Consider the following 13,567-nt stretch of genomic DNA (forward strand, 5'->3'; position numbering starts at 1 on the left):
GGAGGGAGCCGGTACGGACGGAAGGAAGGCGCGAATGACGCGTGGAACGGGTGGAAAGCGTCAGGGGGTTCCTGGGATCCCCTGGATCCGGGTTTCCGGACGCCTCGGGAAGAACGCCGGCCGCGTCCCGGGGCCTCGGCGGCACGCGGTCATCCTGGTGATCGCACTGCTGCTCGCGTGCGCGCTCGTCCCCGCGGTTCCGAAGCCCGCTGCCGCGCTGACTCGGGGAGAGTCCGAGACGTTCCCCGGAGGAGTCTGGATCTCGAACTTCCTGCTCCCTGACGGCCGACGTGCATACTGCGTCGAACGCGACATCGGAGTCCCGGCGGGCGGGCTGCTGGCACTGGGGGAGCGGGAGTTCCTCCCCGGGCGGGAGGGGCTCTTCCACGCGTTCACCTCACGCGAGGGGATGCGTCAGATCAACTACGTGGTCGACCGGCACGGGCAGACGGCGAACCCGTGGCGGGCGGCACTCGTGCAGCTCGTCGTGTGGCGGATCCGCGCGACCGCCGGTGGCAGCGAACCGCTCGATCGCCTGCTCGCGGGATTGCGCGGCTCCGAGAAGGGCCGGCGACTCATCGCGGAGTCGGACAGTCTCATGGCGCGCGCTCGAGCGGAGGCGACGGCGCCGGTGCCGGGCCCCGCGCATACCGGGTCTCTCGAGCTCACGGCGCTCGACGACCCGAATCAGCCGGAGGGCCAGCGGTTGCTCACCGTGGCCTATCCCGCAGGGACGACACGGCTCGACGCCGAGGGCGGAGTGTTCGCGGAGAGCGGCGCCGCGCAGATCCTGGTGGACCCGACACGGGCGGGAACGGCGGGGGTTCGAGCAGACGCGGACGCCCAGAAGGTGGCCGTGAGCGGCGAGTGGGAATCGCTGGGCGCGCCGGGGTGGTCGCCGAGTGTCCACCTGTTCGACACCAAGACCTTGGAGGGGAGGGCCGGGCAGCGAATCGTGGCCTCGGCCGGCTCCTCGGCCGGACTCGTCTCTCGCGGACGCTTTCCCGCGAAGACGGTCGCGCTTCCTCCTCCGTTCGCGTCTCCGATGGCGCGCACCGAGGCGCAAGCGACAGCCGTGATCGGCGGCACCATGGCCGACACGCTCCATCTCGAGGCGCGGCCGGACACGCGGATCCGGAAGTGGCCCGACGCAACCGCCGAGTTCCGCGCCTATCTCTATCCCGAGCCGGGACAGCCGAAGGTCGACGCGGAGTGGCGGCCGCTCCGGACGGGCCGGGTAGACCCCGCGACGGGTGAGCCCGAGGTCCAGCGCTGGACCGCTCCGGAACTCGAAGCGCTTCCGGAACGCGAGCGGTGCATGCTGCAACCCGTGAGCCAGCAGACCGGTATCCCGATCGCGGGCGATGGCCCCACGTCCTCGCGCGAGGTGCCGGTCCGGGGGCCCGGCCGCGTGCACTGGGTGGAGCGCGTGCTCTCCGGAACCGCGGTGGTCCACGAGGGGCAGTGCGGGATCCTGGAGGAGACGACGGTGATCGATCGACCCCGGCTCAAGACCACGGCGACGCCGGAGGCGAGTGTCGGTGAGCACGTGTACGACTCGGCCCACGTGACCGGCCCGTTCACGGCCCAGGCGGGCTATCTCCTGAAGTTCGAGGCCTTCAGATTCGAGGGGGAGCCGAGCACACCGGGTGCCGCGCCAAATGAGAGCTGCGACGCGAGCCGTCGCATATACGAGTCGGAACTCCTGCCTCTCACGGGTGCGGCCCTGATCGAATCGCCCGGGTTCACCGTCCGGTGGGATCACTCCGAGCGCGTTGCCTGGGTCGCGACCTTGTTCGCAACGGACGAGCGCGGCCGTCACGTGGTTGAGCGGGGCAGATGCGGCGAGCAGCGTGAAATGACCACGGTCAACCGTCCGTCCATCTCCACCACGGCCACTCCCGAGGTCGCGGTCGGCGATCCGATGAGAGATAGCGCGCAGCTGTCCGGGAAGTTCGACTCCCGCGGCGACATCCGGTGGGAGGTGTCGTTCGAGGGCTTCCGCGGTCCGGGGGCCCTCGACGGCACCACGACGGAGGAGCGGCGCGGGAAGCGTGATCTCCGGGCCGCGTGCACCCCGGAGAACCGCGTCTTCGCGACGGAGGCGGTGCCCGTGACGGGGCCGGGGACCGTGCAATCACCGCCGGTGATCGCAGGCGCCTCTGCGATCGGCGAGGTGTGGTGGGTGGAGACGCTCACGGTCATCGAGGACGGCGTGCGGAAACCGGTTCTGCGCGGAACGTGCGGGGCGCCTCGGGAGACGACGCGGGTATCGGGGATCTCTCTCGAGACCCAGGCCGATCCGCTCGTCAGCGTGGGAGGCGGCATGCACGACACCGTCGAGGTCTCCGGGCGGTTTTCCTCCGAACAGAACCCGGAGTACGAGCTCGAGTTCACGGGATACCGCGCGGAGGACGCCCCCGACGCCGAGCGGCCGCCGACGTGCGATGCGAGCACGCAGCTCTTCCGGACGGGACGGGTGCGGGTCCGGGGCGACGGGAGCTATCGTTCGCCCGAGGTGTTTGCGAGCCCCGAGTTCGGCCCCGCCGTGCACTGGGTGGCCAGCCTGCAGCTGAGGGGACGCGACGGCGCATGGGAAGAGGTGGCGAGGGGAGCATGCGGGGAACGCGGCGAGCGAACGCTGATCCAGCGTCCGGTGATCCGCACCGAATCGAGTGGGACGGTGGTCGCTGGCGGGAGCCTTTCCGATCGCGCGATCGTGGCCGGGCTGCCGCCGAGACAGGAAGGGGTCGAATACCTCGTCCGTTTTTCCGCCTACCTGGCCGGACGGGACGGCGAGCTGGCGTGCACACCGGAGCACCGGGTCGCGGCGCTGTCGGACGAGGAAGGCCGGCCGGTGGTCAGCGGTGAAGCGCGCTCAGCGGCGCGTAAGACCTCCGCCGAGCACATCGGGCACGGGGGATTCGTCGCCAGCCTGATCCTCCGGGCCCACGGCAGGGAGTGGACGATTGCCGAGGGGGAGTGCGGCGATCCCGCCGAGGCATTCGCGGTTCACGCTCGGGCCGTTCGCCTCCCCGAAGCGGGGCTCCATACTCCCGGCCAGTGGACGCTCGTCGGGGCCGCGGCGGCCGTCGCCGCGCTGGGTGGCGCGCTCCTGCTCGGCGCGCGGCGGCAGAGACAGGGGCGCGCCTCCCGCTCGGCTGCGCCCGGGGCGTGAGGTGAGCCAGATGGAACGCCTCGGCGGCCCGTTGCCCGCGCGGGGAGCGGCAATGATCCCGGTCAGCGCGATGTTGTGCAGACCTTCTGCAGGCCGCGCAAATCTAATTCATAGATTTCCTGGCCAAGCTGGTGTGAGTACGAAGGGAGCCCCCAATGACCACGAACCCCGAGCAGGACCGCGTACCCGGGTCGCAGCAGCCCGACGCCGGTGCGGGCCAGCAGGGATCCGTCCCGGCCGCGCCGAAGCAGGCGGACGAGCGGCCCCGGGCGGGCGACCACCTGCCCACCACCCCCGTGCCGGATCCGGTGCCGTCGCAGCATCAGCAGGGTGCTCCCTCCGGTGCCGCGTCCGCGCGGCCCTTCGGGGAGGAAACCCGGGCGGCCGCTCCGGCGCCGCCCGCGCCCGCCTACCCCGGCGACACGCACGCGACCACGCCGCTTCCCGAGCACGCGACACCCGCACACCACGGCACCGCAGCGGGCTACGGCGCGGGGTCTGCGTTTGCGCACGAAGCTCCTCACGCGCATCAGGCCGCGTCCGGGTCCGGCTTTGGCGGTGGCGGGGCGGGGACGACGCCTCCCGAGGCCCCGCGTCAGCATGAGCCCGCGCAGCCGCACCCGCGCAGCCGCAGTGGCGCCCTGCTCGCCGGGCTCGCCATCGGCGCGCTCCTCGGCGGCGCGGTCGGCGGCGGCGTTGCCGCGGTCGTCGCGTCGAACACGAGCTCATCGCACACGGTCACCCAGCAGGGCACCGGCGGCACGATCACGCTGAAGAACGCCGAGAACGCCACCGAGGTCTCGGGCGTTGCCGCGGTCGCGCTCCCGAGCGTCGTCACCATCGAGGTCGCCTCGAGCGGGGGCAACGGCTCAGGTTCGGGCGTCGTCGTTTCCGAGGACGGCTACATCGTCTCGAACGCACACGTGATCACCCTCGACGGCGCCGTCACCACGGGGCAGTCCCTGCGGGTCAAGCTGAGCGACGGCCGCATCATGCCGGCGAAGGTCGTGGGGCTCGATCCCTACGCGGATCTCGCGCTCATCAAGGTGGAGGCCAACAATCTGACCCCCATCAAGTACGCCGACTCGAACGACCTCAATATCGGCGACCTCACCGTCGCGATCGGCGCGCCGCTGAACCTCGCGAACACGGTGACGAGCGGGATCGTCAGCGCGACGAACCGCGGCATCTCGGTCTCGAGCCCGCTCATCCCGCAGGAGGGCGCGCAGCGCCAGCAGGACGGCGGCTCAGGCGAAGATCCCTGGGACTTCCGCTACGGCCTCCCGAATCAGCAGCAGCAGCCGCAGCAGGCGGCCGGAACGGCCACGCTTCCCGTCATCCAGACCGACGCTTCGATCAACCCCGGCAACTCGGGCGGCGCACTGCTCAACGGGCACGGCGAGCTCATCGGCATCAACGTCGCCATCGCCTCGGCCACGAGTTCTCAGGGCACCGCGGGCAGCGACGGACTCGGCTTCGCCATTCCGTCCGATCTGGTGAAGCGGGTCGTCAACGACCTCATGGAGGGCAAGCAGCCCACCCACGGCCTGATGGGCGCCTCGGTCGCAGACTCCTCGCAGGACACCGACGCCGACGCCAATAACGCGGGCGGCCTCCTCGTTGAGGTCGCGAGGGGTGGCGCGGCGGACAAGGCCGGCCTCCGCCAGGGAGACGTGGTCACCGCGATCGACGGCGTCCCCGCGGTCGACGGCACCTCCGTTTCGGCGCTCGTCCGGATGCACGAGGGCGGCAGCACGGTCACCGTCAATTACACGAGGAACGGCAAGCCAGGGGAGACCAAGGCCACCCTCGGCGACCTCGAGTGGAAGAGCTCGAAGTAACGCGAGGCGTCCCGAACGCCCCGGTCTCGGCGCAGCCCGCCCGTCGCTCCCCAAACTCGGGGAAGCGGCGGGCGGGCTGCGCACGTTCGCTGCCGCGGTACGGGAAAGCGACGGGCCCCATGCCGTAGTCTTGTCGCGATGAGTACCGCCGGATTCGGCTTCGCACGAGGCAACCTCGCGAAGCTCCTCGCCCTCCCGAAGTACCTGCTCTCGATCCCGCTCGCGTGGATCGTCCCGCGGGTCGTAGGACGCTGGGTGTTCGGCAGCGGAGCCGGCGTGGGCGAGGGCGCGCTCGAGGTCGCGAGACAGCTGCGAAGCGATGACCCGAATGCCCAGATCACCTGGTTGGTCGCCGATGAGGCGGAGGCAGCGCGAGCGCGAGACGAGGGCTTCGAACCGGTGCAGCGGCGAGGCTGGCGCGGGTACTGGGCGACGCTCCGTGCGCGGACCATCGTCGTGACCCACGGACTCGGCGACGCCAACCGCTTCGGCATCTACGGCGCGCGCATCATCCAGCTGTGGCACGGCGCTCCGCTGAAGCGGCTGCACCTCGACTCGCCCGTCACGACGCAGGTGAGCGGGCCGGCTCCCGTTCGCGCGCTGCTCCGCCGCATGTATCTCGCCGGGGCGAACGAAATCGACCTCTATGTCGCAGGCTCCGTCACCGCAGCGGAGCGCCTCCGGTCCGCGTTCCGCGTCGATCCGGGCCGGGTCGCTGTCCTCGGTGATCCGCGTGACGATCGGCTCGCGGCCTCCGCGAACGATCCTGTGTTGGCGCAGGCCGCCCGAGATCGCGTGCTCGCGCTCATCGCTGGCGACGGGCCGGAAGACACGATCCCCGCTGATGCCCCGGTGCTGCTCTACGCTCCCACCTGGCGGGACGGCGCACCCGATCCCGCGGTCCCGACCCCCGAGGAGGCGCGGGAGATCGCCGAGATGCTCGCGCGCCGGGGAGCTCACCTCGTGCTCCGCTCGCATCCGCTCGGCGCGGGCGCATACGATCACCTGGTCGGTCCGAACGTGCACGTGCTCGGCGCGGATCGGCTGCGCGACATTACCCCGGAGCTCGCCGCGTTCGACGCGGTGATCACGGACTACTCCTCGGTCGCGCTGGATTTCGCGTTGCTCGGGCGCCCGATCGTCTGGTTTGCTCCGGATCTCGCCAGCTACACCGCGACTCGTGGACTCTACGAGCCGCTCGAGCTGACGGCGAGGGGCCGCGTGGAATCCACCTGGTCCGGAGTGCTCGCGCGGGTCGAGGGCCTCCTCACCGACCCGCGAGAAGCGCGGGCCGCTGCGGAGGCGGCGCGGACCCTCGCGCGCCGGTTCCATGCCTACCCCGAGGGCGGTGCCGCGGGGCGCGTGCTCGAGCGAATCCGCAGGATGTCGCTCCCGGATCACGAGCTCGTCGCGCCAGGCGCAGTGTTCTTCGAGAGCTTCTACGGGCGGCAGGTGACCTGCAATCCGCTCGCGATCGATCGGGAGATCGCGGCGCGTTTCCCCGAGATCCCGCGCTACTGGAGTGTCGTGAGCGAGACCCAGGCGGTTCCCGAGGGGGCGACCGCCGTCCTCGTCGGGGGTCGCGAGTGGTTCGCGGCCCGTCGTCAGGCCCAGCTCCTCGTGGTGAACGATTGGCTGCGGCACGGATTCCGTCGGCGCTCCGGACAGACCGTGCTGCAGACGTGGCACGGCACGATGCTGAAGCACCTCGCGCTCGGCCGCCCGAACGTCGGTCTCCGCACGCGCATCGCGATCCGGCGGGAGAGTCGCCGGTGGAGCCTCATGCTCTCCCAGAATCCCCACTCGACGGAGCAGTTCCGCAGCAGCTACGCGTTCAGCGGGGAGATACTCGAACTCGGATATCCGCGGGACGATCGCCTCGCCGATGCGGTCGCCGGAACTGCTCGGAACCCGATCGCGGTGTCGCGAGCGCGCGCGGCTCTCGGCGTTCCGCACGGCGCCAGGGTGCTCGTGTACGCGCCGACCTGGCGCGACAGGGGGATGACCCTCGTCGACGACCTCGATGTCGTGCGCCTCGCCGACGAGCTCGGGCCCGAGTGGTGCGTCGTGGTGCGCGGGCACACACGTACGCACGGATTCGGGGCCTATCCCACCGGTGGCGGCCGGGTGATCGACGCGTCGCGGCACCCGGACGTCAACGATGTGATCCTCGCCGCGGATCTGCTCGTCACCGACTACTCGTCGATCATGTTCGACGCCGCGGTGGCTCGCGTCCCGCAGGCGTTTTTCGTGCCTGATCTGCCCGCGTATCGGGACCGGGAGCGCGGTTTCACCTTCGATTTCGAGCGGGTGGCCCCCGGCCCCCTCCTGAGCCGACGGGAGGAACTCCGTGAGATCCTCCGCGAGCTGCCGGCAGGGGAGACCGCGAGCGCGCTTCCGGGGTTCGGAGAGGCCGCGGAGTCCTGGCGACGGCGATTCGCGCCGAACGACGACGGCGGTGCGTCAGCGCGAGTCGTCGTAGCGCTCGAGGAACGCGGCGCGCTGTCGAGGAGCGTCGCCTCGGCCTGAGCCGGGGCGCTCGCGCGCACCAGATTCAGCGGATTCGCGAGCGATCCACGACGGATCCTGCTCCGAAACAGAGCCCGCGGAGGAAGCCGGAACCCCAGCTCAGGTGCATCGTGATGAGCGTCCACGCGGTGAGCGCGCGATCGCGGAGACCGTGCTGTTCGGGGATCCGGATCGTCGCAAACGCGACCCCGATCAGATAGCACGCGGCCGGAGCGAGGAGGAGGACCCAGGGGGAGCCCCACGGGAGAATCCCGGCGGACAGCAGGGCGAGCCCGATCGCGCTGATCGCGAGAGAGATCACGAGCGCACCAGGGACGAAGAAGCGCCAGGGGTTCGCGCGCCCGTATTTCCGGACGAGCATCGCTCGCCAGGTCCCGGTCGCGAAGAACTGTCGTGCGAGATCCGTGAAGCTCGCACGCGGCCAGTAGGTGACGCCGAGCTCCGGTTCGAACCACACGGTGAAGCCTGCCCTGCGGAGGCGCAGATTCAGTTCCCAGTCCTCACCTCGGAGGATCTGAGGATCATATCCACCGACCGCTTCGAGTGCCTCGCGGCGGAAAATGCCCAGATAGGCGGACTCGGCGGGGCCGGGGATCCCGTCGCCGTGGTAGGCGCCGCCGCCCAGTCCGTATGGGCTGTTGTAGCCGCGCGCGATGGCGCGCTGCACGGGCGTGCGGCCCGCCGCGCGCATGATCCCGCCGACGTTCGCGGCCCCCTCGCGGCGGAGCGCGGCGATTCCCAGCCGGGTGTAATCCGGGGTGAGTTCGGAGTGGGCATCCACGCGGATGATCACGGGGTGCGAGGACGCGGAGATCGCGAGATTGAGGCCGGCAGGGATGTCGCGCTCCGGGTTCGCGACGAGACGAACCCGCGGATCCCGGGCCGCGAGGGCCCGCGCGATCTCGTCGGTCCCGTCGGTCGAGGGGCCGAGCGCGAGCACGATCTCCTTTTCGCCGGCGTAGTCCTGTTCGAGGATCGTGCCGACGGCGTCCGCGAGGAAGTCCGCCTCGTTGAGCACGGGCATCACGAAGCTGACGGCCGGGGTCTCGGGGAGCGGGCTGAGGATCACCCGACGATCCTCCCACACGCCCCCGGCGCGAGCCTCTGCGATGGCCCCTCGGCGCGGCCTGGCCGGTGCCGGCGATCGTTTCGATAAAGACCCGGGGCCAGGGATTTTTCTCTTCGAACGGCAAAAGTCGGACCGGGTCCGAACATGGGTGACCGCTGAATTGGGTCCGCAACTGAACGGATCCTGTGCAATCGGGTGCTGGGATCGCGGACCGGCCGAGTCCGCGGTCCTCTCCGCGTGCGGAGTTTGATAAATTAGTCGCGTGCCGCAAAACTCCTCGTCAGCCATGCCCGTTCCCGATCCGGCGGAGCCATCGGCGTCGAGTGAGCCGGGAACCGGCGCGCAGCCTCAGGACCGCGCAGCCGTGCCGCCCGCGCAGGGCGCGCCTCGGGTGAGGCCGAGCCGCGCACCCGGCGGCCCCGGGCAGGGAGCGGTCCCTCCGAACTTCGGGCAGGGACCGGCGGTCCAGGGGCAGGCCGCGGCGCGTTTCCAGGCACAGGCGCGCGCTGAGCAGGCGGAATGGGCCTCGCGGTCCGCAGCCGAGGCACCGGCTGCCCCCGCGCAGCGGCCGCAGCAGACTTCGCAGGAACCGGCTCCCGAGCCGGACCCTCGCCCCGCCCCGGCGCAGGAAGCGCCCGTTCAGGCGCAGAATCAGCCTCAGGGCCAGCGCCAGGTGCCCGCCCCGGCTTCCGTTCAGCCCTCGGCGCCCGCTCAGGCTTCGGCACCCGCCCGGGCTTCGGCGCCGGCTGAGTCCTCGGCCCCCGCCGAGCCCGCGAGCGGAGCCGGTCACGGTGAAGCCGCCCAGCAGGACGGGAGCAGCCCGCGCACCGGACGCATCCAGGTTCCCGTCCCGTCGGTGGTCCGCGCCCGCGAGCGCGGACGGATCGCCGCGCAGAACCCTGTCGTGCTGCGCACCGAGATGCTCACGAAAGCTTACGGCCCGCTGATCGCCGCCAATGAGGTATCGATCGACGTCCATGCTGGCTCGTTCACCGGCGTTGTGGGACCCAACGGTGCGGGCAAGACAACCACGCTGTCGATGATCAGCGGCCTCCTGCGTCCCACCTCCGGCAGGGTTTCGGTCGGTGACGTCGACGTCTGGACCGACGGCCCCGCGGCGAAGCGCCTGATCGGATCGCTGCCCGACCGGCTGCGGCTCTTCGATCGGCTCACCGGAGCGCAGCTGCTCTACTACTCGGGCGTCCTCGCCGGGGTGGATGAGAGCGCCGTGGCCCGCCGTTCGGCGGAGCTCGCCGAGGCGTTCGGCCTCGAATCCGCGCTCGGCCGCCTGGTTTCCGACTACTCGGCAGGCATGCAGAAGAAGATCGCGCTCGCCTGCGCGATGATCCACGCGCCGCAGGTGCTCGTGCTCGATGAGCCCTTCGAAGCGATCGACCCGGTGTCCGCCGCGAACGTGACCGAGATCCTCGAGAAGTACGTCGAGGGTGGTGGCAGCGTCGTGATGTCGAGCCACAGCCTCGACCTGATCCAGCGGGTCTGCGACCACGTCTCGATCATCGTCGACGGCAGCGTGATCGCGCAGGGCACGGTCGACGCGGTCCGCGACGGCCTGAGCCTGGAGGAGCGCTTCACGCAGCTGACCGGCATGAGCGACGCGAGGAAGGGACTCGAGTGGTTGCACGGCTCCTCCGACTCCGAGTAGCGCTGCTCGGCGGTAGCTTCCGGGGTTCGGCCTCGCGCGGTGCCCGTTCGGCCCTCGTGTTCGTGGTGCTCGCCGCGGTCGCGGTTGCGGTCGCTGCGGCCCCCGCGATGCTCATCGCTGACGGTCGCGCGCTCGCGCTCGTCGACGTCATCGTCGGCTCCCTGATCCTGATCGCGGTGTGTGTCGTGCCGTTCTTCGAGAACCGGCGCATGCTCGAGCCGCGCCAGTTCGCGCAGTATCCGACCACCCCGGGTGCCATCGGCCTCTCGATGCTGGTCACCTCGTTCCTGACCTGGCCCTTTTTCCTGCTCGTGCTGTGGCTCACGGTGCTCGGGCTGACGCGCACGAAGTGGAACGGCCCGGTCTGGGTGGCGGCCCTCGCGCTCGTGCTCGCCGCCGTGTTCGCTTTGTGCGCGGTGCGGGTGACTTCGGGGCTCGCCCAGCTGCTCGTCGGTGATCGCTACGCGGGGATCGTGCGAACGCTCGGCGTCGTGCTGCTCGTCGCGTTCGTTCCGGTTGCGGTGTTCGCGGTGACTTCGGCGTTCACTCCGGCCGGGTTGAAAGCGGCAACGGATGCCGCCGGTGTGCTCTCGTGGACCCCGTTCGGGGCTCCCTTCGCCGCCCCTGACCTTGCCGCGCAGGGCGACACTGCTGGCGCGGCGATGCGCCTCGGCGTGATCGCGCTCTGCGCGATCCTGTTCGCGGCCCTCTGGCTGGTGCTCGCCCGCGCGATTGCGACGCGCGTCGATTACCCGCGCGATCAGAACATTGCGCGCACCGGGCTGGGCTGGTTCGAGCGCTTCCCCGCGCGTCCCTCTCAGGTGATCGCGGCACGCGAACTGACCTACTGGGCGCGGGACCCGCGCTACAAGGTGGCGCTGTGGGCGATCCCCATCGCTCCGATCCTGATGCTCGTGGCCTTCTGGGTGGCGGGTGTTGAACCGCGAATGCTGGCCCTCGTCCCGCTGCCGGTGATTCTGCTGCTGCTCGGCTGGTCGCTGCACAATGATGTCGCCATGGATTCCACGGCGATCTGGACGCACGTGGCGAGCGGAACACGCGGCAGCGCTGATCGCGCGGGTCGTCTCGCTCCCGTGCTGATGATCGGCGTCCCGCTCGCCCTCATCGGCTCGAGCATCACGGTGACGCTGCTGGGAGACTGGCGTGTGCTTCCCGCGGTGATCGGGCTGAATGTCGGTGTGCTGCTCGTTTCCTGCGGTGTGTCGAGCGTGTTCTCGGTGCTGATGCCGTATCCGGCGACGCGGCCCGGTGACAGCCCGTTCGTGCAGCCGCAGTGGTCGGGCTCCGGTTCCGGGATGGCGCAGACGCTGTCGATGGTGGTCGCGATCCTGCTCTCGATTCCCGCGACCTGGGTTGCGGTTTCGGCGATTCACGATGTGACGCTGACGGAGAACCTGCTGGCCCTGCTGGTCGGGCTCGGCTCCGGCGTGCTGGTGCTGGTGCTCGGCATCTTCATCGGCGGGAAGATTTTCGATCGGAGCGGCCCCGAGCTGATCGCGGTGACGCAGGTCTTCGACTGATCCTCGGGTGGTGCTACGGCGTCGGGTTTACACTGGGCGTATGGGTATCTTCACACGGAATGGGCCGGAGACGGCCGGCGGCACTGACGTGCTCGATCGGGAGCTGGAGAAGCTTCTCGAGGACGAGGCGAACATCGAGGATGGCGATCACGAGCGGTTCTCGCACTATGTTCCGAAGGACAAGATCATGGAGTCCGCGGTGACGGGGAAGCCGGTGCGTGCGCTGTGCGGGAAGAAGTGGACGCCGTCGCGCGATCCGGAGAAGTTCCCGGTGTGCCCGGATTGCAAGCGCGTGTACGAGCGGATGCGCAAGTAGGCGTCTCGTCTCCCGGCGACCCGGTCGCGCGGGGGACGGAGCGAAGGGGCCCCGCACGCTGTTTGACAGCGCGCGGGGCCCCTTCGTGCGTCGAGTGGCTGCTTAGCGGTATTCCGTGGGAATCGCGGGGTCGCCGCGGGTGAGGCTCATGGCGACTGCGGGGAGTTCGCGGACCCGCTCGCGGTGGCGTTCTCGGGCGGCGGCGATGCCGTCGTGGCCGGTGTGTCCCGGCTGTTCCGCGCCGTCGAGGATGAGCGGGACGAGGACCTCGCGGCCGTCGGTGTCGGCGCCCTCGGTGGCGCCGTCGGGGCCGTCACCGAGGTAGATGCGTTCTGCGGTGGCGACGCCCTTCGCGTTGAAGCTGCGGCGGACGCTCTTGCGACCCCCGACTGAGGCCTTGTCCTGGGATTTCTTGGCGACGGATACCCACTCGCCCGCATCGTCCTGGCGGGCGACGAGCTTGTAGACCATGCCCATTGTCGGGGTGCCGGAGCCGACGACGACGGATGTGCCGACGCCGAAGCTGTCGACGGGCGAGGCGGCGAGTGCCGCGACCGTGTATTCGTCGAGGTCGTTGGTGACCGTGATCCGGGTGTTGGTGGCGCCGAGGTCGTCGAGGAGCCGCCGGACGCGTGCGACGACGACGGGCAGGTCGCCGGAGTCGATGCGGACGGCGCCGAGGCCGGTTCCTGCGACCTCGATCGCGGTGCGGACGCCCTCGTCGATGTCGTAGGTGTCGACGAGGAGGGTCGTGTCGGTTCCGAGTGCGGCGACCTGGGCTTCGAAGGCCTCGCGTTCGCTGTCGTGGAGGAGGGTGAAGCTGTGTGCGGCGGTGCCCATGGTCGGGATGCCGTAGCTGCGACCGGCCTCGAGGTTCGAGGTTGCGCTGAAGCCGGCGATGTAGGCGGCTCGGGCCGCGGCGACGGCGGTGCGTTCGCTGGTGCGGCGGGATCCCATTTCAGCGAGGGGTTTGCCGGCGGCGGAGTGCACCATGCGGGATGCCGCGGTGGCGACGGCGCTGTCGGAGTTGAGGATGCTGAGGGCGAGGGTCTCGAGGAGGACCCCCTCGGCGAAGGAGGCCTCGACGGTGATGAGCGGTGAACCCGGGAAGAAGACGTCGCCCTCGGCGTAGCCCCAGATGTTTCCGTTGAACTGGAAGTTCGCGAGCCAGTCGAGGGTGTCGTCGTTGACGACGCGGTTGGCGCGGAGGTATTCGAGTTCGGTGTCGCCGAAGCGGAAGTTCCTGATCGCTTCGAGTAGTCGGCCGGTGCCGGCGACGACGCCGTAGCGGCGGGCGCCGGAGAGTCGACGCGCGAACAACTCGAACATGCTGCGACGGTTCGCGGTGCCGGCCTTGAGGGCGGCGTCGACCATCGTGAGCTCGTAGTGGTCTGTGAGGAGGGCGGTTGACGTTTCCACGTGGTCAGCAT

General features: G+C 70.3%; 8 protein-coding genes. 6 read left to right on the top strand and 2 right to left on the bottom strand.

Annotated elements, in window-relative coordinates; genetic code table 11:
- Positions 1-34: 34 nt before the first annotated feature.
- The 3 genes from JD292_RS02815 to JD292_RS02825 all read left to right on the top strand — a co-directional run bounded on the left by JD292_RS02815 (position 35) and on the right by JD292_RS02825 (position 7,548).
- Complete coding sequence (locus JD292_RS02815) at positions 35-3,178, top strand: hypothetical protein (RefSeq protein WP_200131210.1); 3,144 nt, start codon at positions 35-37, stop codon at positions 3,176-3,178.
- A 155-nt stretch (positions 3,179-3,333) separates the two neighbouring features.
- A complete protein-coding gene (locus JD292_RS02820) occupies positions 3,334-5,019 on the top strand; it encodes a S1C family serine protease (protein WP_200131211.1) in 1,686 nt (561 codons plus the stop codon).
- A gap of 138 nt (positions 5,020-5,157) precedes the next feature.
- Complete coding sequence (locus JD292_RS02825) at positions 5,158-7,548, top strand: CDP-glycerol glycerophosphotransferase family protein (protein WP_200131212.1); 2,391 nt, start codon at positions 5,158-5,160, stop codon at positions 7,546-7,548.
- A 25-nt stretch (positions 7,549-7,573) separates the two neighbouring features.
- Here the strand turns inward: JD292_RS02825 and JD292_RS02830 are convergent, their stop codons facing one another.
- The gene (locus JD292_RS02830) at positions 7,574-8,617 is read right to left on the bottom strand and encodes a glycosyltransferase family 2 protein (protein ID WP_369411118.1); all 1,044 of its coding nucleotides are present in this window, start codon (positions 8,615-8,617) and stop codon (positions 7,574-7,576) included.
- 262 nt (positions 8,618-8,879) lie between these two features.
- On the opposite strand from JD292_RS02830, the gene JD292_RS12420 reads away from it, so the two are divergent.
- From JD292_RS12420 to JD292_RS02845, 3 genes are read left to right on the top strand one after another with little or no spacing between them, the layout of a single operon-like run.
- Positions 8,880-10,280, top strand: a complete 1,401-nt coding sequence (locus JD292_RS12420; RefSeq protein ID WP_369411119.1) for an ATP-binding cassette domain-containing protein — start codon at positions 8,880-8,882, stop codon at positions 10,278-10,280.
- Positions 10,250-11,821: a hypothetical protein gene (locus JD292_RS02840; RefSeq protein WP_200131214.1), complete on the top strand. Its 1,572-nt coding sequence runs from the start codon at positions 10,250-10,252 to the stop codon at positions 11,819-11,821. Before JD292_RS12420 ends, JD292_RS02840 begins: the two co-directional genes overlap by 31 nt.
- Before the next feature lie 40 nt (positions 11,822-11,861).
- Complete coding sequence (locus tag JD292_RS02845; RefSeq protein ID WP_200131215.1) at positions 11,862-12,137, top strand: DUF3039 domain-containing protein; 276 nt, start codon at positions 11,862-11,864, stop codon at positions 12,135-12,137.
- A gap of 102 nt (positions 12,138-12,239) precedes the next feature.
- On the opposite strand, the gene JD292_RS02850 is transcribed toward JD292_RS02845, so the two are convergent.
- On the bottom strand, positions 12,240-13,556 hold the full coding sequence (locus tag JD292_RS02850; protein WP_200131216.1) for a nicotinate phosphoribosyltransferase: 1,317 nt from the start codon (positions 13,554-13,556) through the stop codon (positions 12,240-12,242).
- Positions 13,557-13,567 lie beyond the last annotated feature (11 nt).

The organism is Leucobacter edaphi, from assembly GCF_016522535.1.
Taxonomy (GTDB): domain Bacteria; phylum Actinomycetota; class Actinomycetes; order Actinomycetales; family Microbacteriaceae; genus Leucobacter; species Leucobacter edaphi.